The following is a 20,759-nucleotide window of genomic DNA, read 5'->3' as shown; positions in this document are numbered from 1 at the left end:
TTTATGGCAGTAATTAATATCGAATACTATTCAGAAGTTCTTGGGATGAATCGAAAAGTTAATGTTATTTATCCTGAATCAAGTAAAGTGGAAGATTTTACCCAAACAGATATTCCGGTGCTTTATCTTTTGCATGGAATGAGCGGAAACGAGAATTCTTGGATAATTCGTTCAGGAATTGAACGATTGATTCGGCATACTAATTTAGCAATTGTCATGCCCTCAACGGATCTTGGCTTTTATGTGAACACCACATATGGTATGAATTATTTTGATGCGATTGCTCATGAACTTCCCAAAGTAATTAACAATTTTTTCCCAAATCTATCCACAAAAAGAGAAAAAAACTTTATCGCTGGTTTATCAATGGGAGGATATGGAGCTTATCGTCTCGCATTAGGAACTGACTATTTTAGTTATGCGGCTAGTTTGTCTGGCGTTTTGACTTTTGACGGAATGGAAGAAAATTTCAAAGAAAATCCAGCTTACTGGGGAGGAATTTTTGGAAATTGGGAAACTTTTAAAGGGTCAGATAATGAAATTTTATCTTTGGCAGACAGAAAACAAGAAAACAAACCCAAACTTTACGCTTGGTGTGGGAAACAAGATTTTCTTTTTCCGGGAAATGAATACGCGACAGCTGAGTTGAAAAAGTTAGGTTTCGATATTACTTATGAAAGCTCAGACGGCGTTCATGAATGGTATTATTGGACCAAAAAAATCGAATCTGTATTAAAATGGCTCCCAATAAATTATAAACAAGAAGAACGCTTGAGCTAATCTAAAAAATTTTCTCTGTTTATTCAGTACAAAATTTAAAAATTTTGTCTATCAAACGCTTACAAAGACAAAAATGAGAGAAATGATGAAATTCTCATGCTTGTCTTTGACAAAAACTACGAATAGTAGTAGAATTTCTTAGTAAAATAAATTTGCGAAATCGCAATATAGAAAGAGGTCTATAATGACAATTACACTTGCCGCTCTTGGAGCAATTGCTATCGGTCTTGCAGCACTCGGAGCCGCTATCGGTGATGGACTTATCGTTTCAAACTTCCTCCAAGCCGTTGCACGCCAACCAGAACTTGAAGGAAAACTTCGTGGTTCAATGTTCATGGGTATTGCCTTCGTCGAAGGTACATTCTTCATCGCCCTTGCTATGGCATTCCTTTTCCGTTAAAATTTTTCTCAACAAAATTTTAAAAACAGAAAGGAAGAACAGGTATGGAATCAACATGGACCTTTAATATTGGGCCAATTCCATTTGATGGAACAATCACAGTAATGACTTTTGTGACTGTCCTCATTGTGTTCGGTCTGGTATTCTGGGCGAGCCGCAATATGCAGCTCAAACCCAAAGGTAAACAAAATGTTCTTGAGTGGGTTGTTGATTTTGTCAATGGAGTTTCCAAAGATAACGTCGGCCCTCATGAAGCACCACGCTTTGCGCTCATGAACTTTACCCTCTTTTCTTTCCTTCTTATTGCCAACTGCATTGGGCTAGTAACCAAAATTAGTACGCCAGGTGATGTTTCCCTTTGGAAATCACCAACTGCAAATCCAACAGTCGATTTGACTCTTGCACTACTTGTTGTTGTAATGTCAAATACACTAGGTGTACAAAAATTCGGTTTTAAAGGTTACCTCAAAGTTGCCTTCTGGAAAGATCCGAAAGGTCTTCTTCCAATGAATATTCTGGAAGAATTTACAAATGCACTTTCACTTGGTTTACGGCTTTATGGGAATATCTTCGCGGGTGAAATCATGCTTGGTCTTATCGCCGGTATGATTCAATCAACCATGTGGATGCTTCCAGTTGCGTGGATTCTTGAAGTTGCATGGATTGGCTTTTCACTTTTCATTTCAGCCCTCCAAGCTTATGTCTTTGTCCTTTTGACAAACTTGTACATTAGCCACAAAATTATAGCAGAACATTAAGAAAGGAGTAGAAATTGTCAACATTATTATTAGAAGCTGCTCCGAATACCGTTCTCGGTAACATCATCGTTGTATCTGGTGCATTTATTATCTTATTGGTATTGTTGCGCCTCTTTGCATGGAATGCAATTACTAGTGTTTTTGCAAGTCGTGCGAAAAAAATATCTGATGATATCGATGCAGCAGAAGCGAACAACAAACAAGCTGCTGACTTGGTTAAACAACGTCAAGCAGAACTTGCAGGTTCAAAAGAAGAAGCTGCTAACATCATTCAAGTTGCAAACGATACTGCCTCACAAAACCGTGCGAAAGTACTTGCAACAGCAAATGAAGAAGCAACTAGTTTGAAAAAACGTGCGCAAGAAGATATCGAGCAAGAACGCAAAGAAGCTCTTAACACAGTTAAAGGCGATGTTGCGGACATCTCAGTTCAAATTGCTGAAAAGCTTATTGGACAATCATTAGATGCTTCTGCACAACAGGAATTAATCGACTCTTATCTCGCTAAGTTAGGAGAATAAGATGACAAAAGTAAATTCACAAAAATACAGTAAAGCTTTACTAGAAGTTGCCCAAGAAAAAGGACAACTTGAAGCAATTCTTTCTGAAGTTAGCGAAATGATTCAACTTTTCAAAGAAGATAACTTGGCTGCTTTTTTAAGTAGCGAAGTTTATTCATTCTCTGCAAAATCTGAATTGATTGATACTTTACTTCAAACTTCTTCAGAAGTAATGTCAAATTTCCTTAATACCGTTCGTTCAAATGGTCGTTTAGGAGATTTGGGTGAAATACTTGATGAAACTAAAAATGCAGCAGATGATATGTTTAAGATTGCTGACGTTGAGGTGGTTTCAAGCATTGCTTTGACAAATGCTCAGATTGAAAAATTTACAGCTATGGCGAAAGCAAAATTTGACCTAAATGAAGTAACAGTAATTAACACAGTCAATGAAAAAATTCTCGGTGGATTCATTGTGAATTCTCGTGGAAAAATTATTGACGCCTCACTAAAAACACAATTGGCTAAAATCGCCGCTGAAATCCTCTAATCAGGATAGAAAAATTTTCTTTCTCTGCTCAAAACTCAGTGGAAAATTTTTCAAAATCATACTGTTAAACTTTTGAGAACATATAAAGGTAATTTCAAATCTTACCTATCATGCTCAAACGGTATAACTGCAGTTTAAAGCTAAATAGCCTTGAACTAGTAAAAATTTCTAGAAGGGAGCATATTTTTGGCAATTAAAGCTAATGAAATCAGCTCACTGATTAAAAAACAAATTGAAAATTTCACACCAGATTTTGAAGTTGCTGAAACTGGTGTCGTTACCTATGTTGGTGACGGTATCGCCCGTGCCTATGGCCTTGAAAATGCGATGAGCGGTGAGCTTGTTGAGTTTTCAAATGGTGTCCTTGGTATGGCGCAAAACTTGGATGCGACAGACGTTGGTATTATCGTACTTGGTGATTTCCTCTCAATTCGTGAAGGTGACACTGTAAAACGTACAGGTAAAATCATGGAAATCCAAGTTGGTGAAGAACTCATCGGACGTGTTGTAAATCCACTTGGACAACCTGTTGATGGACTTGGAGAACTTAATACTGGTAAAACTCGTCCTGTTGAAGCAAAAGCTCCTGGTGTTATGCAACGTAAATCAGTCTCTGAACCATTGCAAACTGGTCTTAAAGCGATTGATGCCCTCGTTCCAATTGGACGGGGACAACGTGAATTGATTATCGGAGACCGTCAAACAGGTAAAACATCAGTCGCTATTGATGCAATCTTGAACCAAAAGGGTCAAGATATGATCTGTATCTACGTTGCGATTGGACAAAAAGAATCAACTGTTCGTACACAAGTTGAAACGCTCCGCAAACTCGGTGCGATGGATTATACAATCGTCGTAACTGCGTCAGCTTCTCAACCTTCACCACTTCTTTACATCGCTCCTTATGCTGGAGCTGCAATGGGTGAAGAATTCATGTACAACGGTAAACACGTCTTAGTTGTTTATGATGATTTATCAAAACAAGCGGTTGCTTATCGTGAACTTTCACTCTTGCTCCGCCGTCCACCAGGTCGTGAAGCATACCCAGGTGACGTATTCTACTTACATTCACGTCTTTTGGAACGTGCTGCCAAATTATCTGACGATCTTGGTGGTGGTTCAATGACTGCACTGCCATTCATTGAAACACAAGCCGGAGATATCTCAGCTTATATTGCAACAAACGTTATCTCTATTACTGACGGTCAAATTTTCCTTGAAAATGACTTATTCTATTCAGGTGTACGTCCTGCCATCGATGCTGGTTCTTCAGTTTCTCGGGTTGGTGGTGCTGCACAAATCAAAGCCATGAAGAAAGTTGCTGGTACTTTGCGTCTTGACCTTGCGTCATTCCGTGAACTTGAAGCCTTTACTCAATTTGGTTCTGATCTTGATGAAGCGACTCAAGCAAAATTGAATCGTGGTCGTCGTACCGTTGAAGTTTTGAAACAACCATTGCACAAACCACTGGCTGTTGAAAAACAAGTTTTAATTCTTTATGCATTGACTCATGGTCATCTTGATGATGTTCCAGTTGATGACGTTCTTGATTTTGAAACAAAAATGTTCGATTTCTTCGATGCAAATTATGCAGAACTCTTGAACGTGATTACTGAAACTAAAGATTTGCCAGAAGAAGCAAAACTCGACGAAGCAATTAAAGCATTCAAAAATACAACGAATTATTAATAAGGAGGCTAACTAATGGGAGCTTCACTTAATGAAATAAAAACTAAGATTGCCTCAACGAAGAAAACAAGTCAAATAACTGGAGCCATGCAAATGGTTTCCGCTGCGAAACTTCAAAAAGCTGAATCTCATGCCAAAGCATTTCAAATTTATGCTGAAAAAGTTCGTAAAATTACAACTGATTTAGTTTCCTCAGACAAAGAGCCAGCAAAGAATCCAATGATGATAAAAAGAAAAGTCAAAAAAACTGGCTATCTTGTAATTACTTCGGATCGTGGACTTGTCGGTGGCTATAATTCAAATATTTTGAAATCTGTCATGAATACTATCCGTAAACGTCATGCTAATGAAAGTGAATATACTATTCTTGCACTTGGCGGTACTGGAGCAGATTTCTTCAAAGCACGCAATGTTAAAGTTTCTTATGTCCTTCGTGGTCTTTCAGACCAACCAACTTTTGAAGAAGTTAGAGCGATTGTTACAGAAGCGGTAACTGAATATCAAGCAGAAGAATTCGATGAACTCTATGTTTGCTATAATCATCATGTGAACTCATTGGTAAGTGATGCACGTATGGAAAAAATGTTGCCTATTTCTTTTGAAGAATCAGGACAACAAAAACCATCTCTTGAAACATTTGAATTAGAACCAGATCGTGAAACAATCTTAAACCAATTGTTGCCACAATACGCTGAAAGTATGATTTATGGTTCAATCGTTGATGCTAAGACAGCAGAACATGCTGCAGGTATGACAGCAATGCGTACTGCAACTGATAATGCTCACTCTGTTATCAATGATTTGACTATTCAATACAACCGTGCTCGTCAAGCATCGATTACGCAAGAAATTACGGAAATCGTTGCAGGAGCCTCAGCGCTTTAATTTACTGATAGGAATTCTGTCAGTGATGGCTTTGAATCTTAATTGTTTTTGTCAGTAAAATTTTTACTGACAAACATAAAAATGAATAGAAATTCTGTTCTTTGACAGAAAATAAAAACAGGAGGAAAAACATTGAGTTCTGGTAAAATTACTCAGATTATCGGTCCCGTCGTTGACGTGGAATTTGGTTCTGATGCCAAATTGCCTGAGATTAACAATGCCTTGATTGTCTACAAAGATGTCAATGGCCTAAAAACAAAAATTACTCTTGAAGTTGCTTTGGAACTTGGTGATGGTGCAGTTCGTACAATCGCTATGGAATCTACTGATGGCTTGACTCGTGGACTTGAAGTCCTTGATACAGGTAAAGCAGTCAGCGTTCCTGTTGGGGAAGCCACTCTTGGTCGTGTTTTTAACGTCCTTGGTGATGTTATTGACGGTGGGGAAGAATTTGCTGCTGATGCAGAACGTAATCCTATCCATAAAAAAGCTCCAACATTTGACGAATTGTCAACTGCAAACGAAGTTCTCGTAACTGGGATTAAAGTTGTCGATTTGCTTGCACCTTACCTTAAAGGTGGTAAAGTCGGACTTTTCGGTGGTGCCGGAGTTGGTAAAACCGTCCTTATTCAAGAATTGATTCACAACATCGCCCAAGAACACGGAGGTATTTCTGTGTTTACTGGTGTTGGGGAACGTACTCGTGAAGGGAATGACCTTTACTGGGAAATGAAAGAATCAGGCGTTATTGAAAAAACTGCCATGGTCTTTGGTCAAATGAATGAACCACCAGGAGCACGTATGCGTGTTGCCCTTACTGGTTTGACAATTGCGGAATATTTCCGTGATGTTCAAGGTCAAGACGTATTGCTTTTCATTGACAACATCTTCCGTTTCACACAAGCTGGTTCAGAAGTTTCTGCCCTTTTGGGACGTATGCCTTCTGCCGTTGGTTACCAACCAACACTTGCTACTGAAATGGGGCAATTGCAAGAACGTATCACTTCTACTAAGAAGGGTTCTGTTACATCTATCCAAGCGATTTATGTCCCTGCCGATGACTATACTGACCCAGCGCCAGCTACAGCCTTCGCTCACTTGGATGCAACAACTAACTTGGAACGTCGTTTGACACAAATGGGTATTTATCCAGCCGTTGACCCACTTGCTTCATCATCACGTGCGCTTACACCTGAAATTGTTGGTGAAGAACACTATGAAGTGGCAATGGAAGTTCAACGTGTCCTCCAACGTTATAAAGAATTGCAAGATATTATTGCCATTCTTGGTATGGATGAATTGTCTGACGATGAAAAAATTCTCGTTGGACGTGCACGTCGTATCCAATTCTTCCTTTCGCAAAACTTCCACGTTGCGGAACAATTTACTGGTCAACCTGGTTCATATGTACCAATTGACAAAACTGTTCATGACTTCAAAGAAATTTTGGAAGGTAAATATGACGAAGTCCCTGAAGATGCTTTCCGTGGTGTAGGTCCAATTGAAGATGTACTCGAAAAAGCAAAATCAATGGGTTATTAATTCGATTTCTGATGAATTGAGAAAGTGAAAATACTCTATTGACTAAAAAAATTACTGACAAAAAATTCTGTCAGTAAAAGTTGATTGAATTGTAAAATTTGAGTGACTATTAGAGTTTTGTTTTTAGAAAAGTATTTTTTATCTTTGTAATTTAAATTTTCATAGAAAAAATTGGAGGAATCGAATGTCTGAAAACGTCATGACACTTCAAGTAATTACCCCTGCTGGTATGATTTACGATCACCATGCAAATTACATTACTGCTCGAACTACGAATGGTGAAATTGGTATTTTGCCAAATATGATTTCAACGATTGCTGGACTTGAAATTGATGAACTTAAAGTTCGTCGTCCAGATGATGAAACACATGTTGATTATATTGCAGTAAATGGTGGAATTATCGAAATAAAAGATAGTCTTGTAACAATTGTTGCAGACTCTGCAGAACGTAATCGTGATATTGATGTATCACGTGCGGAACGTGCAAAAATTCGAGCTGAAAAAGCACTTGAAGTTGCTAAAGCTGAGAAGAAATCAGATGAAATAAATAGAGCGGAAGTAGCACTCCACCGAGCGCTTAACCGGTTGAATGTTTCGTCTCATAGATAAAAAGCACCTACGGGTGTTTTTTTATTTTAAGGGAATAAGATTGCAAAATAAAGACAAACATGTTAAAATTGATGGAGTTCTTTAAATAAAATACTGCAAATTAGAGAGGGGCAACGTGATTCTTGATTATTGTCATCAGCTATTGGATGTACTAACAAAGCTAGAAGAACTTTTGCAAAGTTCAGATGAGCTGAAACAAAATTATGAACGACGAGTCGCCCGTCAGGTTGAGTGGCAAGCAATTTTTCTAGGATTTCTCATTTCTTCGATTTTAATTGTTTGGTTTATGACCGAAAAATCTGGTATGTTTGGGAGAGTAGCAGCAAAAACAGGTGCCACAGAAGTTTTTGTAAGAATGTTCTCAATCAGTTTTGTTGCCCTGGTGTTAGGTAATGGTATACGTATAGGCTCCCAATGGTTATGGATGAGAGACTATTTTCCTTTAGGGAAAAGAATGGTTAAAAGATTATTTTTGAAAAAATATCAAAAAAAAGAAAATGAAATTATAAAAAAAATAAACCAGATTCTAAAAGAAGAAATTTTAGAGGTGCCTCAACTACCAGAAAAATATCTTAATTCGCGAAGCTTGAATTATATCATCGGATGTATAGAAGATAAAGAAGTTAAGAATTTATCAGAAGCGATTAACTTATTAGAATTAGAATCTCAAGATTTGCAAGTTCGTGATTTAATTATGAATGAAAAGAGTGCTCTTCTTAAATCAAGGCAGTTAGTGAGTGAAAGTCAATTACAGTAATTTATAAGAAAGGAATTAAGTTTGAACAATAACGACAAATATTTTAAGTTAACAACTTCTTATTTAATAAAGAAAATTAATTTTTGTTCAAAATTGATTCTTTTTATAATAATTTTCACTTATACACTGTCATTCCATTTTTTAAATGATGCTTTCTACAAGAGTGTTCAGGCAGATACTACAATTTCTCAGCTAGTTCCAGATCAGAGTTTTGATACTGGAAACCATATCTATCCTCCGCAGTCGAATCAGAATTCGGCGTTATGGACAAATATAGGGTCAGCTGAGACTGTAGAAACGTCTACCTTTTCAGTGAATTTAGTAAATAATAAGTCTAAATCTGCTGGATATGCTTTATTTAATGGTGCGATTGATATGACTCAGAAAGTCAGCTTTTCGGGTAATTTTTCATTACAAGCTAATTCTAGTACAGACCCTTTTGCTGCTGGTGATTCTCTAGGATTTATCTTAACACCAAAATCTACAGATTTTATTGCAAATAATTTGAAATCAAATTTAGCTGCCGATGGGACTTCAAATGTTGTTGGAAAGTATTTGGGTATTGGTGGCCTGTCAGATTCAATCTTCATGGGTAGAGATCTATATCAAAACTCTGATGTAGATTTAGACGGATCTGGTACAGAAAACGCGGCATCCAACAATGTTTCAATTCGTCAGACAAATAATTTGGGGGAGTTAATTAAACAGGCTTATCCAACCACTTCAGTTCCAAATACTGGAAGTACAATTACTGAAAATATGAAAATAGATTGGCAGCCAAGTAGCACACTTACTAATGATAAGAATGTAACAGGGGAATTAACATATACAATCTCGTCAGAAAATGGGGGGAAAGCTACAACTCTTTCGGAAAAAATAACAGTTGCTCGTTCAATGTCACTGGGAATAATTGGCTCGACTGGAGGTAATTTTGGACGTTTGACCTATTCGAGTACAGAAGATGAGTTTAATGCTTATAAAGGAACGCAGAGTGTTCAGGTTAACTATCTTGATCAAGATACCAACCAACCAATAACAAATTTTTCCCCTTCCATTATAAACGCTAATGTGGGAGATACAATTAAGGTGTTAGGTAAACAGCTCAGGGATATTGTTGATATAAATACCTTTTCTTTCCTTACGCCAGAAATACCCGGGTATATTTTTGTGTCTGCCCCTCCTTTAGTTGTGGCAAATAATGATGCGGAAAATAATGTAATTAATGTTACTTATAAGAAGCTTCCTATTGGAAAAGCATATTTTAATTATCAATATAGTTCTGATGTGGTAGACCAGTCGATTTTACTGCCAACAATTAATGATACTGAAGGTGAGATAAATGAAGCAGTTATTATGCCTGAACTCCCTAATTTACCGGACAATTACTATATTTCGAAAGTAGTGACAACTGATGGTCAGCAATATGCTACTTTAAAAGATGCAATCTCAGGTGAGAAATATAAAAATCAAGAGTTGCACTTTACACTCATTGTTTCAAAAGTTGTTGTACCTACCACAAGTGATAACAATTCAAGTAAGCAGAGTTCTACAGCAAAAAGAAAAAATGAACAAGGTAAACAAACTAGCAAGGATTCAACAACAGTAGATCAACCACAGGAACAAGAAACTATAAAAAAAGAAGCAATTCATAAAAATGAGAAACCTAATAGTGAATCAAATGATACCTTCAAAGAAGTAAACAAAGAGATTGATTCACCACTTAAACTGCCTTTAAAAATGCCTACAGAGATTTCCCAAATGCCTCAATCATCTGTTGTAGCAATAAATAACGAGCAGTCTAAATATCCAAACGTGTCAGCTCATAATTTGGAAATACAAGTGGCAGGAACAGCTGGAATATTTGCTGGCGGTGTAGTTGCTATTGGAACAATTACAGGATTTAATAAGTTTTATAAATTTTTGAAAATAGTAAAAAAATAAAAACCAGAGCTCTGGTTTTTATTTTTTCAAAAACACTTGTATTTATAATAAAATAGAGAATGAATAAATAAAAAAATCCCATTTAAATTTTAATGGGATTTTTCTATTTTATGCATTCAAAACTTTTGATAAGAAGTCTTGTAAACGGGGATGTTTTGGGCTATCAAAGAGTTCTTCTGGTGTACCATCTTCCAAGATAACTCCACCATCCGTAAAGATTACGCGGTTAGCAACTTTACGTGCAAAGCCCATTTCGTGAGTAACAATAAGCATTGTCATTCCTTCTTCGGCCAATTTTTGCATAACGGCTAGAACGTCACCAACCATTTCAGGGTCAAGTGCTGAGGTTGGCTCGTCAAAGAGCATAACGTCAGGATTCATTGCGAGGGCACGGGCGATAGCAACACGTTGTTTTTGACCTCCTGAAAGCATTTCAGGCATTGCATCTTTTTTATCTAACAAGCCAACTGTTTCAAGAAGTTGAATTGCTTTTTTATCTGCATCATCTTTTGACATCTTTTTCAGTTCAACTGGAGCATAAGTAATATTTTGCATCACAGTCATATTTGGGAAAAGATTGAAATGTTGGAAAACCATTCCAACGTTTTGACGAACAAGATTAAGATTTGTATTTTTATCAGTAAGGTTAAATCCGTCAATAATAATATCGCCAGAAGTAGCTGTTTCAAGCCCATTTAAAGCTCTAAGAAAAGTTGATTTTCCAGAACCTGAAGGGCCAATGATGCAGACTACATCACCTTTTTCAAATTTTGTTGTAATTCCTTTTAGAACTTCGTTTTTTCCAAAAGATTTGTGAAGATCAGTGACTTCGATTTGAGTATTGATTCCCATATTAGTATGTTCTCCTTATTTCATTCTTTTTTCTACGCGACGTCCAATCCACATCAAGAAGAGGAGGACAATCATGTAAACTAAACCAATTAATCCATAAACACGGAAGGCTTGGAAGTTACGTGCCACGATAATTTGACCTGTTTGGAGCAATTCAACAAGTCCGATAACTGAAACTAATGTTGTATCTTTCAATGTGATGATGAATTGGTTAATCAAACTAGGGATTGTAATTTTAATGGCTTGAGGTAAGATAACCTTGCGCATTGATGTCAGGTAAGTCACACCAAGTGAACGACTGGCTTCCATTTGTCCAGAAGGTACAGCTTGAACACCAGAACGAACGATTTCTGCAATATAAGCAGAAGAGTTCAAAGTAAGGGCGATAACACCCGCTGTAAATTCATTAAGTGGTGATTGGTGACCCGTAATGATTTGTAACAGGTTAGGAATTCCGTAGAAGATAAAGATTGTTAACACTAAAAGCGGAATTGAACGGTTAAGGTCAACATAGATGCGTGCAATTGTACGTAGAATCTTGCTTGGAGCTACTGAGAAGAGTCCAAAGATAATTCCGACGATCATTGCTAAGATAAATGAGAGAATGGCAAGTTCAAGAGTAACGAGTAGACCACGGCCAATTTGTTCCCAGTTATTTTGTAAAATACCAAAGAAAGTATTTTCTTTTGCACTTGATTGGATTGTTTTAGCATCACTCGCTAAATATTTATCAATGATTTTATCATATTCACCATTGGCACGGAGATTTGCTAAACCATTGTTAAACATTTCAATCAACTCTGGATTGCTTCCTTTTTTAACAGCAAATCCATATTGTCCGTCAGGAATTGGTTTAATTGGAGTGGCAAATTTTTGCCCTTGTTTAATGGCGTATTTAATGACGGGTTCGTCATCCATTAGAGCATTGATAGAACCGTTATTCAATGATGAATACATGGTTGTTGCATCAGTAAAAGTTTTTACAGTGTAGCCATATTCTTTTGCATGGGCATTAAGATAATCAAAAGAAGCAGTTCCGTTTTTAGCACCAAGAGTTTTACCTTTAAGGTCTTTCCATGACTTGATAGAGTCATCTGTACTTGATGTGGCAATAGTTAAGTTTGAAGAATAGTAAGGACTACCATAATCGAAAACTTGTTTACGAGCATCAGTGATTGACATTCCTGACATCATTCCGTCAGCATGTCCAGATTGAACAGAGTCAACAGCTGCTTGGAAACCGATGAAATTCCATTTTAGTTTGAAACCTTGGTTTTTAGCAATAGCGTTAAGCAAGTCAACGTCGATACCAGTGAATTGTTTATCATCATTTTGGAATTCAAATGGAGCGAAGCTATTATCTGAAGCAATGGTGTAAACATCTTTTTTAGGGGTTGCTTTTTTAGTGGCAGTAATCCCATATTTTTTGAGGATTTTATCATAATCTCCGTTTGATTTCATTTCAGCGAGTGCTTTATTGAAACCATCGACAAGCGTTGAATTTTTGCCTTTCATTACGGCAAAACCATAGCCTCCTGGAAGGGAGATTGATGGGAAGTTCATTGCTAAATCTTGCCCTTGTTTCATAGCGTAAGAAATAACTGGAACTTCGTCCATTGCTCCAGCAATATTACCAGAGCTTAGAGCGGCAAACATATGAACACCGTCAGAATAGGTTTTGATTGTGTAACCATATTTCTTTTGATTTTCTTGAAGCCATGTTTGTGCAGCAGTCCCATTTTTTGCTCCAACTGCTTTACCTTTAAGATCACTGTAATCAGAAAGTTTAGAGTCTTTAGTTGTAGCAATGGTTAATGCTGATGTATAGTAAGGATTTGAAAAATCAAAAGTTTCTTTACGTTCGTCAGTGATTGTCATTCCTGCAATTACACCATCTACTTGTCCAGCTTTAAGGTTTTGGAGAGCTGCATCAAAACCAGGATATGACATTTCTAATTTCCAGTCATTGATTTTAGCAACTTCTTGCATGATATCAACATCAATCCCTACCCATTTTTTCTGACCATTTTGAAATTCAAATGGAGCGTATGAGCTATCGGATGCAATTTTTACAGTTGTCTCGGCCTTAACCGAAGGTGCGACTAGGAAAGCTGTAACAGTGGCAAGCATCATTGCCAGAGCGAAAAATAATTTCTTCATTTTGTCTCCTCGAATATGAGATTTGAGCTTGTCTTCTTTTAAATATAAAAAAATGAAAATTAAAAAAATGTTCTTCTAAATAAGTGTTGGAATAACATTCTTTTAGTTTCCTATATTTATTAGGAGCTAAGCTCAGTTTATTTTATTCTGGAAAAATTATACCACAAAAGTTGCTTATAAGCAAGCTGATGTTAGGTTTTCTGACATTGTTTGACCATTAGTTTTGAGATTTCTCTGATAAATTATAAGAAAGTTGTTATTGTCAAAAGGCCCTTTTTGTTGTAAAATTGAACGAGTGCTTGAATGAATTCTTTATGGATGTATTCTATTTAAGTAAACAAAACTATTGTAAGAATTTTTAACTTTTGAAAAGGAATATTATGTTTGTACAACTTTCGATTTTTGGTTTCTTTAATGACTGGATGGCTAATTTTGCCCAGATGCCTAATGGTCATATTTGGATATATGTTGTTTTAGGGGCGATTATTTTTATTGAAACAGGATTAGTGATTTTCCCCTTCTTGCCTGGGGATTCCATTTTATTTTTTGTTGGTTCTTTGGCAGCAATGTCAAACGGAAAATTATCTATTGGCTTATTGATTTTGGTGATGGGGATTATTGCCTTCATTGCTAATCTGTTGAATTATGAAATTGGTCGAAGATTTGGGGATGTCATTCCAAAACATAAATGGCTTTCTCGTTTCTTAAAACCAGAATATATGGAAGAAGCTCATCAATTTTTTGAAAAATGGGGTTCTTGGGCCATTTTCTTAGGGCGATTCATGCCAATCATTCGGACGATTGTTCCATTTACAGCTGGTGCTGGTAAAATGCCACATAAAAAGTTTATTTTCTTTAACTTCATCGGTGGTTTTGCTTGGGTTATTGTTGCCTTAGGTGCAGGCTATTTATTTGGTGGAATTCCTTTTGTTAAAAAACATTTTGAAATCATCATGATTGCTATTGTCTTTGTGTCACTACTACCGGCAATTATTGGCATTTTGAAACGCGTTCTTGGAAGTCGCAAGGAAGCTTAACTTTATGATAAAATAGGACTTACAAAACTGTCAGTCCTTTTTTTTATCGATTGATATGTCAATGACAATAGAATTTACTGACAAAGACACTAGCATAGTTGAGCCTTTTGCGTCTTGCGCAATTATGGATATATTAGTAGTTTCATCAGTAATTTTGGAGAATTTTTATGAACATTAACGGCTACACTCGTATGGCTGCTGTTGTAGCAAACCCAATTAAACACAGCTTGTCACCATTTATTCATAATCTGGCTTTTGATTTAACGAATGAAAATGGTGTTTATTTAGCATGGGAAGTTGAGGCTGAAAAATTGCCAGCTATTGTGGATAATGTTCGTACTTTGGACATGTATGGACTTAATATTTCAATGCCTTATAAAACAGAAATTATTCCATTTATGGACGAATTGAGTCCGGCAGCTGAATTAATTGGAGCTGTTAATACAGTTGTCAATCAATCAGGAAAATTAATTGGACACAATACAGATGGTATAGGATTTTTCAATAGTTTAGAAAAATATCATTTCAATATCCAAAATAAACAAATGCTTATTCTTGGTGGAGGGGGTGCAGCAATTGCAATTATTGCTCAGGCAGCTTTGTCTGGAGCTAAAAAAATTGTGGTCGCAGCAAGAAAATCGGCCTCATATATTCCGCTAAAAGAGAAATTGGAAAAGCTGTCAGTAAAAACAGGGATTGAAATTTTACTGACAGACTTATCTGAAGCTGATAGATTACAAAAAGAGTTGAAACAGACCGACTTATTAGTAAATGCAACCTCAGTTGGAATGGATGGAGAATCTTTGCCGCTGGAAAAGAGCTTAGTTCTTCCTGAAAAACTTTTGGTGGTAGATGCTATTTATAAAGTTAGAGAAACACCATTTTTACGTTGGGCAAAAGGGCAAGGAGCTCAAACTGAAAATGGACTTGGCATGCTCATTGGACAGGCGGCGGAAAGCTTTTATTTATGGACAGGTAAAAAAATGCCTGTTGCAGAAATTACATTAGAAATGGAGAAAGAAGCATGAAATTAAATGTGAATTTACCAGAATATCCCTATGATGTCATCATCGAAAATGGGGCCTTGGCTAATATTGGAACTTGGGTTTCTTCATTGTGGAAGAAGCAAAAAATTGTTTTGATTTCTGATAATCATGTCAATGGACTTTATGGTCAAAAAGTTGTTGACCAACTTGAAAAAGTAGGTTTTGAAGTGGCAACTTTTGAATTTCCGGAAGGAGAAGCTAGTAAAAATTTACTGACAGCCGAAAATGCTTGGAACTTTTGTGCCGAATTTGGATTGACTCGTTCTGACGGAATTATTGCACTCGGTGGTGGAGTAACAGGTGATTTAGCTGGTTTTGTAGCTTCTACTTACATGCGTGGCATCCATTTCTTACAAATTCCAACAAGTTTGACCGCCCAAGTGGATAGTTCTATTGGTGGGAAAACAGGAATTAATTCCAAAATGGCTAAAAATATGATTGGGACTTTTACACAGCCTGACGGCGTGTTAATTGACCCAGAAGTTCTGCAAACGCTCGGTCAAAGAGAATTCCGTGAAGGACTGGGGGAGGTCATCAAGTGCGCCCTAATTGCTGACAAAGACCTCTGGAATTTACTGACAGACTTGTCAGCGGATGATTTGGTAAAAAAGCTTGATAAGATTGAAGAAATTATCTATCGGTCTTGTGAAGTAAAACGAAAAGTGGTTGTTGATGATGAATTAGACAATGGTGTACGGCTCTATTTGAACTTTGGTCATACAATTGGACATGCTGTTGAAAATACTGCAGGCTATGGAAAAGTGATGCATGGAGAAGCAGTTGCTATTGGAATGGTTCAAATCAGTAAAATTGCCGAACTCAAAGGTCTTATGCCCAAAGGAATTACTGACCAGATCCGAAAGATGGTCAAAAAATTTGGTTTACCTGACGAATATCAACCTTGGGATGAAGAGCTTTTGTTTAAAGCCTTAACTCATGATAAAAAAGCACGAGGAAGAATCATCAAAACCGTTATTGTTCCTGAAATTGGCACTGCTAAAATTAATGAAGTGACTTTTGAAGAAATGAAAGACTATCTCAAAAAATAACTTGAGTTATTCGGAGAGGAACCCTATCTAAAAATTACAAAAATGTGGTAGCATTAAAAAACTCCCAGCTTTTATAAAAGCTGTAAAAACACTTATTTAAAGGAGAAACGATGTATATTTACCTAGCTTTTGCTTTAGTTGGCGGTTTTTTACTTGCTAATCAAAATCCAATCAATGCGGATTTACGAAAAATTGTTGGCTCACCATTTTTAGCCTCTGGAATTTCCAACTTTGTTGGTTCGATTTTTTTAGGAATCATCACTATAGTGACAAGTCAAACACTTTTTCCTAGTTTTCAATTTGTTGGCTCACACCCAGCATGGATATGGATTGGTGGGGTTCTTGGTGGGATTTTCCTAACGTCTAATGTTTTACTTTTTCCAAGATTAGGAGCTGTCCAAACAGTGATTTTACCTATTTTGGGTCAAATATTGATGGGGACACTTATTGATTCATTTGGCTGGTTTCATGCCATGCAACTTCCGATGACTCTGATGCGCTTTTTGGGAATTGTTATTACTTTAGCTGGTGTTATTGTCGCGGTTGTTCTTCCTAATTTAAAAGAAAAAGAAGCAGAAACGCACCAAACTAACTTACTAGGCTGGCGAATTTGGGCGGTCATCGTTGGGGCAATGTCGGCTGCTCAACAAGCAATTAATGGCCGATTGGGAGTTTTACTTGAAAATACTGCACAAGCAGCCTTTGTTTCGTTCTTCATTGGATTTTTAGCTATTTTTATCGTGTCTCTTTTTATTGACCACCGTTTGCCAAAAATTTCAGAATTAAAAAAAGCAAAACCTTGGAATGGAATTGGTGGATTTTTAGGAGCCTCATTCGTTTTTGCAACAGTCGTTGCTGTTCCGCAAATTGGTGCAGGGCTGACAATTATGATGGGCTTGATTGGACAAATTTTAGGCAGTATGTTGGTTCAACAATTTGGTTGGTGGCGCTCAAGTAAATATGGCATTCAAATTTGGCAAATTGTTGGGATTCTAATTATGCTGACCGGAATAATATTCATTAAATTTTTATAAAGTAGCTAGTAATATGGAACAGGACTTCACGCTCACTGCCTTCCGTCTGCGCGTTCACTAAGCAGTAATATCTATAAAAGAACTTAGAAAATTGAGGATAATCACTCTAAAATGTTTACTCAAAAATCATTTGAAATTTTTAAAATAGAAGGTTTAGAACCAAGAATGACTGAGATTCGTTCTGAAATTCAACCTGTTTTTTCTGAAATTGGTCAAAAGTTACTGACAGAGCTGTCAGTAAAAATTCCAAATCAAGAATTTTACTTTCACATCGCTCAACATCGCAGAAGAACAGCAAATGCGCCTGAAAACACTTGGTCAGCAATTTCCACAAAAGTCCGTGGTTATAAAATGGAAGCCCATTTTCAATTAGGAATTTGGGAAGATTACGTTTTTATTTATTTATCAATGATAGACCAGCCTAAAAAGCAAAAAGAATACGCCAACTTACTGACAAATCTGTCAGTAGAAAAGTTACTGACAGAAGATTACGTAATCTCAAAGGACCATACAAAAGCAGAAATTTATCCCCTGTCAGCATTTAGAGAAGCCGCTGAACGCTTAGGAAAAGTAAAAAAATCTGAATTGGAAATTGGACGGCTTTGGCCTAAAGAAAGATTTAACGGCAAAGAGGACTCAATAATTCTAGCGGAAATGATAGAAACAATTGACCAACTCCTACCGATTTATCAAAAATTAATGGAGGCATAATCTAATGACAACATTTATTTGGGATTTAGATGGAACACTAATTGATAGCTATGAGGTGTTTTTAGAAGCCTTGTCCGAATCATTTGCAAACTTTAACCTACCATTTGACCGAGAAACAGTATATAATTTTATAAAAGGTCAGTCAGTCAATGCTTTACTAAAAGAACAAACCGTTCCTTTTCAAGAAATAAAAGAAGATTTCACGACAAATTCAACAGCTAAAAATGACGAAATTAAATTAATGGTTGGTGCAAAAGCCGTTTTAGATTGGACTCAAAAAGAAAAGATTCAAAATTTCATTTATACTCACAAAGGCAAAAATGCTTATGATTTGCTTAATCAGCTGGAAATTTCCCCCTATTTTTTAGAAATAGTCACTTCTGAAAATGGATTTAAAAGAAAACCTCATCCTGAAGCAATCAATTATTTACTTGAGAAGTATAAATTAAAGCCTGAAGAAACCTATTATATTGGTGACCGAATCCTTGATATTGAAGCAGCCCATAATAGTGGCATTCAATCAATCAATTTTCTTTCAGCAAAAAATTCACAGCAAATTAATAAATTAACAGATATTATTCAAATTTTTGAAATGAAATAAGTAAAAAGTTACTAAAAATGGAGGTATAAAATGCGTTATTTTACAGCGGGAGAATCTCACGGCCCAAGACTTACAGCAATTATTGAAGGAGTGCCAGCCGGTCTCTCATTGTCAGCAGAAGATATTAATATTGAACTTAAACGTCGTCAAGGCGGCTATGGTCGTGGCGGACGGATGAAAATTGAGTCTGACCAAGTTGAAATTACTTCAGGCGTTCGACACGGAAAAACAATTGGTAGCCCGATTACACTTAATGTTACAAACCGTGATTTCAAGAATTGGGAACAGATTATGGCAGCCCAAGATGTTGAAGATAAAATTAAAAAACAACGTCGTTTGACCAAACCACGCCCAGGACATGCCGATTTAGTTGGCGGAATGAAATATGAATTTGAAGACTTACGAAATGTTTTAGAACGTTCGTCAGCGCGTGAAACAACAATGCGTGTTGCGGTTGGAGCTGTGGCAAAAAAACTACTTCACGAATTAGAAATTGAAATAGCTAATCATGTCGTAAATTTTGGCGGACGAGAAATTACAAGTCCAGAAAATTTAAGTGTTCAAGAGATTCGTCAGACAGCTGGCCTTAGCGATTTGTCTATTTTTGATGAGAGTCAAGCAGAAGAATTACGCAATTACATCGACCAAATAAAAAAAGCTGGAGATACAATTGGTGGAATAATTGAAACCAGAGTAGAAGGAGTTCCGGCAGGTCTTGGTTCTTATGTCCAATATGACAGAAAGTTGGATGCAAAAATTGCTGCTGCGGTTGTTTCTATCAATGCCTTCAAAGGAGTTGAATTTGGACTTGGATTTGAAGCAGGAAAACGACCAGGAAGTCAAGTGATGGATGAAATCATCTGGTCTGAGGATAAAGGCTACACTCGTTCAAGTAATCAGTTAGGCGGTTTTGAGGGAGGAATGACAAATGGTGAACAAGTCATCGTCCGTGGAGTCATGAAACCTATTCCAACATTGTATAAACCCTTGATGTCTATTGATACCGAAAGCCATGAACCCTACAAAGCAAGTGTAGAACGTTCTGACCCAACCGCTCTTCCAGCAGCAGGAGTTGTGATGGAAAATGTAGTAGCAACGGTAGTCGCTCAAGAAATCTGTGATAAATTTAATTCAGATACAATGAATGAACTGAAAATTGCTGTGGATAACTACAAAAAACGTTTATCAGAATATTAAGAAAAAAATAAGCCAGTCTCTGGCTTTTTTTATATAATAAATAACTTACGAATTTGTAAGTTTTCAGACGAATATTTCTTGTTACAATGAACTTATCAAGAAAAGTTAAGGAGAACAAAATGAAAAAAATATTTTTTGGAATATTAGCACTTATCGTCCTTATCGGTGGATCGGGATTTGCATGGTACAAAGTAACTTATGGTGGAGGAACTTACTATGTTCAAATTACCAAAAATGGCAAAGAAAAAAGTGGAAGAACAGATTCAGGCGATAAATATACGGAATATATTTATGATATAAATTCGTATCAAAAAGATGGTAAGGAGAAAAAAGTTAACTTTATGGCAGACCACAATCTCCGTAAAGAAGCTTACCTGAAGTTAACAGTTAATTCCGTTAAAGGAGTAACCTCTTGGGAAGAAGTTAAAAAGTCAGAGGTTCCTAAAGAAGCCCTTAAGAAATTAAATAATAACTCATAAAAATAGTCTCAGAAAGAAAGAGGAAAGAACATGACATTTTTGCAAATTAATATTATGCTAATGACCATTACAGTTATTTTGTCTTCACTAATGGGCGCTTGCCTCCTTTATTCCATGAAGGCAATGCGAACACGTTTAGCTAAAATAAATAAAAAGAACGAAATTGAAAGATAAGATAGGA

22 protein-coding genes are annotated in these 20,759 nt (G+C 36.5%); 20 read left to right on the top strand and 2 right to left on the bottom strand.

What is annotated here, in order from left to right; genetic code table 11:
- Positions 1–3 precede the first annotated feature (3 nt).
- The 11 genes from IAE51_RS09380 to IAE51_RS09330 all read left to right on the top strand — a co-directional run bounded on the left by IAE51_RS09380 (position 4) and on the right by IAE51_RS09330 (position 10,412).
- Entirely contained in the window at positions 4–780 is a 777-nt protein-coding gene (locus IAE51_RS09380) for an alpha/beta hydrolase family protein (protein ID WP_058206315.1), read from the top strand.
- Between the two features lie 184 nt (positions 781–964).
- Positions 965–1,180 carry a F0F1 ATP synthase subunit C gene (locus IAE51_RS09375; RefSeq protein WP_004255250.1) on the top strand — a complete coding sequence of 72 codons (216 nt, stop codon included), beginning with the start codon at positions 965–967 and terminating at the stop codon, positions 1,178–1,180.
- A 44-nt stretch (positions 1,181–1,224) separates the two neighbouring features.
- Positions 1,225–1,938 (top strand): F0F1 ATP synthase subunit A, encoded by a 714-nt coding sequence (atpB, locus tag IAE51_RS09370; RefSeq protein ID WP_004255255.1) that lies wholly within the window; start codon positions 1,225–1,227, stop codon positions 1,936–1,938.
- A gap of 14 nt (positions 1,939–1,952) precedes the next feature.
- Positions 1,953–2,459 (top strand): F0F1 ATP synthase subunit B, encoded by a 507-nt coding sequence (atpF, locus tag IAE51_RS09365; protein ID WP_010906128.1) that lies wholly within the window; start codon positions 1,953–1,955, stop codon positions 2,457–2,459.
- Position 2,460: 1 nt separating this feature from the next.
- Positions 2,461–2,988: a F0F1 ATP synthase subunit delta gene (locus tag IAE51_RS09360; RefSeq protein WP_012898339.1), complete on the top strand. Its 528-nt coding sequence runs from the start codon at positions 2,461–2,463 to the stop codon at positions 2,986–2,988.
- A 186-nt stretch (positions 2,989–3,174) separates the two neighbouring features.
- The gene (gene atpA, locus IAE51_RS09355; RefSeq protein WP_004255265.1) at positions 3,175–4,677 is read left to right on the top strand and encodes a F0F1 ATP synthase subunit alpha; all 1,503 of its coding nucleotides are present in this window, start codon (positions 3,175–3,177) and stop codon (positions 4,675–4,677) included.
- A gap of 15 nt (positions 4,678–4,692) precedes the next feature.
- The gene (locus IAE51_RS09350; protein WP_017864910.1) at positions 4,693–5,562 is read left to right on the top strand and encodes a F0F1 ATP synthase subunit gamma; all 870 of its coding nucleotides are present in this window, start codon (positions 4,693–4,695) and stop codon (positions 5,560–5,562) included.
- Between the two features lie 132 nt (positions 5,563–5,694).
- Positions 5,695–7,104, top strand: coding sequence for a F0F1 ATP synthase subunit beta (atpD, locus tag IAE51_RS09345; RefSeq protein WP_010906126.1), 1,410 nt, complete (start codon positions 5,695–5,697; stop codon positions 7,102–7,104).
- A 184-nt stretch (positions 7,105–7,288) separates the two neighbouring features.
- Positions 7,289–7,714 (top strand): F0F1 ATP synthase subunit epsilon, encoded by a 426-nt coding sequence (locus IAE51_RS09340; protein ID WP_004255278.1) that lies wholly within the window; start codon positions 7,289–7,291, stop codon positions 7,712–7,714.
- Positions 7,715–7,829: 115 nt separating this feature from the next.
- A complete protein-coding gene (locus IAE51_RS09335; protein ID WP_021722181.1) occupies positions 7,830–8,471 on the top strand; it encodes a hypothetical protein in 642 nt (213 codons plus the stop codon).
- A gap of 21 nt (positions 8,472–8,492) precedes the next feature.
- Positions 8,493–10,412 (top strand): hypothetical protein, encoded by a 1,920-nt coding sequence (locus IAE51_RS09330; RefSeq protein ID WP_200095226.1) that lies wholly within the window; start codon positions 8,493–8,495, stop codon positions 10,410–10,412.
- A gap of 108 nt (positions 10,413–10,520) precedes the next feature.
- Here IAE51_RS09330 and IAE51_RS09325 read toward each other — a convergent pair whose 3' ends face one another.
- Both IAE51_RS09325 and IAE51_RS09320 read right to left on the bottom strand, forming a co-directional pair.
- Entirely contained in the window at positions 10,521–11,264 is a 744-nt protein-coding gene (locus tag IAE51_RS09325; protein ID WP_003132766.1) for an amino acid ABC transporter ATP-binding protein, read from the bottom strand.
- Between the two features lie 15 nt (positions 11,265–11,279).
- Positions 11,280–13,424 carry an amino acid ABC transporter substrate-binding protein/permease gene (locus IAE51_RS09320; protein WP_017864907.1) on the bottom strand — a complete coding sequence of 715 codons (2,145 nt, stop codon included), beginning with the start codon at positions 13,422–13,424 and terminating at the stop codon, positions 11,280–11,282.
- Between the two features lie 380 nt (positions 13,425–13,804).
- On the opposite strand from IAE51_RS09320, the gene IAE51_RS09315 reads away from it, so the two are divergent.
- From IAE51_RS09315 to IAE51_RS09275, 9 genes are all read left to right on the top strand, one after another.
- Positions 13,805–14,461, top strand: coding sequence for a VTT domain-containing protein (locus IAE51_RS09315; protein WP_003132768.1), 657 nt, complete (start codon positions 13,805–13,807; stop codon positions 14,459–14,461).
- Between the two features lie 167 nt (positions 14,462–14,628).
- A complete protein-coding gene (locus IAE51_RS09310; protein WP_012898335.1) occupies positions 14,629–15,489 on the top strand; it encodes a shikimate dehydrogenase in 861 nt (286 codons plus the stop codon).
- Positions 15,486–16,556, top strand: coding sequence for a 3-dehydroquinate synthase (aroB, locus tag IAE51_RS09305; RefSeq protein WP_058203548.1), 1,071 nt, complete (start codon positions 15,486–15,488; stop codon positions 16,554–16,556). Before IAE51_RS09310 ends, aroB begins: the two co-directional genes overlap by 4 nt.
- Before the next feature lie 110 nt (positions 16,557–16,666).
- Positions 16,667–17,590, top strand: coding sequence for a DMT family transporter (locus IAE51_RS09300; protein WP_200095225.1), 924 nt, complete (start codon positions 16,667–16,669; stop codon positions 17,588–17,590).
- 111 nt (positions 17,591–17,701) lie between these two features.
- Positions 17,702–18,301: a DUF1054 family protein gene (locus IAE51_RS09295; protein WP_200095223.1), complete on the top strand. Its 600-nt coding sequence runs from the start codon at positions 17,702–17,704 to the stop codon at positions 18,299–18,301.
- A 4-nt stretch (positions 18,302–18,305) separates the two neighbouring features.
- Positions 18,306–18,902 carry an HAD family hydrolase gene (locus IAE51_RS09290; protein WP_200095221.1) on the top strand — a complete coding sequence of 199 codons (597 nt, stop codon included), beginning with the start codon at positions 18,306–18,308 and terminating at the stop codon, positions 18,900–18,902.
- Between the two features lie 30 nt (positions 18,903–18,932).
- A complete protein-coding gene (aroC, locus tag IAE51_RS09285) occupies positions 18,933–20,099 on the top strand; it encodes a chorismate synthase (protein WP_058223215.1) in 1,167 nt (388 codons plus the stop codon).
- Between the two features lie 119 nt (positions 20,100–20,218).
- A complete protein-coding gene (locus IAE51_RS09280) occupies positions 20,219–20,578 on the top strand; it encodes a YxeA family protein (protein ID WP_200095219.1) in 360 nt (119 codons plus the stop codon).
- A 30-nt stretch (positions 20,579–20,608) separates the two neighbouring features.
- Positions 20,609–20,752, top strand: a complete 144-nt coding sequence (locus IAE51_RS09275; RefSeq protein ID WP_014570691.1) for a hypothetical protein — start codon at positions 20,609–20,611, stop codon at positions 20,750–20,752.
- Positions 20,753–20,759: the final 7 nt, after the last annotated feature.

This window comes from Lactococcus sp. S64 (assembly GCF_016516525.1).
Taxonomy (GTDB): Bacteria; Bacillota; Bacilli; order Lactobacillales; family Streptococcaceae; genus Lactococcus; species Lactococcus lactis.
This window is presented reverse-complemented; position numbering and strand designations above follow the sequence as displayed.

Bases quoted from the DNA above. Each gene is read 5' to 3' on its own strand.
- IAE51_RS09280 (WP_200095219.1), top strand. From the start codon at position 20,219: ATGAAAAAAATATTTTTTGGAATATTAGCACTTATCGTCCTTATCGGT.
- IAE51_RS09290 (WP_200095221.1), top strand. From the start codon at position 18,306: ATGACAACATTTATTTGGGATTTAGATGGAACACTAATTGATAGCTAT.
- aroC (WP_058223215.1), top strand. From the start codon at position 18,933: ATGCGTTATTTTACAGCGGGAGAATCTCACGGCCCAAGACTTACAGCA.
- IAE51_RS09360 (WP_012898339.1), top strand. From the start codon at position 2,461: ATGACAAAAGTAAATTCACAAAAATACAGTAAAGCTTTACTAGAAGTT.
- IAE51_RS09340 (WP_004255278.1), top strand. From the start codon at position 7,289: ATGTCTGAAAACGTCATGACACTTCAAGTAATTACCCCTGCTGGTATG.
- IAE51_RS09350 (WP_017864910.1), top strand. From the start codon at position 4,693: ATGGGAGCTTCACTTAATGAAATAAAAACTAAGATTGCCTCAACGAAG.
- IAE51_RS09300 (WP_200095225.1), top strand. From the start codon at position 16,667: ATGTATATTTACCTAGCTTTTGCTTTAGTTGGCGGTTTTTTACTTGCT.
- IAE51_RS09310 (WP_012898335.1), top strand. From the start codon at position 14,629: ATGAACATTAACGGCTACACTCGTATGGCTGCTGTTGTAGCAAACCCA.
- IAE51_RS09295 (WP_200095223.1), top strand. From the start codon at position 17,702: ATGTTTACTCAAAAATCATTTGAAATTTTTAAAATAGAAGGTTTAGAA.
- IAE51_RS09275 (WP_014570691.1), top strand. From the start codon at position 20,609: ATGACATTTTTGCAAATTAATATTATGCTAATGACCATTACAGTTATT.
- IAE51_RS09315 (WP_003132768.1), top strand. From the start codon at position 13,805: ATGTTTGTACAACTTTCGATTTTTGGTTTCTTTAATGACTGGATGGCT.
- IAE51_RS09320 (WP_017864907.1), bottom strand. From the start codon at position 13,424: ATGAAGAAATTATTTTTCGCTCTGGCAATGATGCTTGCCACTGTTACA.
- IAE51_RS09325 (WP_003132766.1), bottom strand. From the start codon at position 11,264: ATGGGAATCAATACTCAAATCGAAGTCACTGATCTTCACAAATCTTTT.
- IAE51_RS09375 (WP_004255250.1), top strand. From the start codon at position 965: ATGACAATTACACTTGCCGCTCTTGGAGCAATTGCTATCGGTCTTGCA.
- aroB (WP_058203548.1), top strand. From the start codon at position 15,486: ATGAAATTAAATGTGAATTTACCAGAATATCCCTATGATGTCATCATC.
- IAE51_RS09380 (WP_058206315.1), top strand. From the start codon at position 4: ATGGCAGTAATTAATATCGAATACTATTCAGAAGTTCTTGGGATGAAT.
- atpB (WP_004255255.1), top strand. From the start codon at position 1,225: ATGGAATCAACATGGACCTTTAATATTGGGCCAATTCCATTTGATGGA.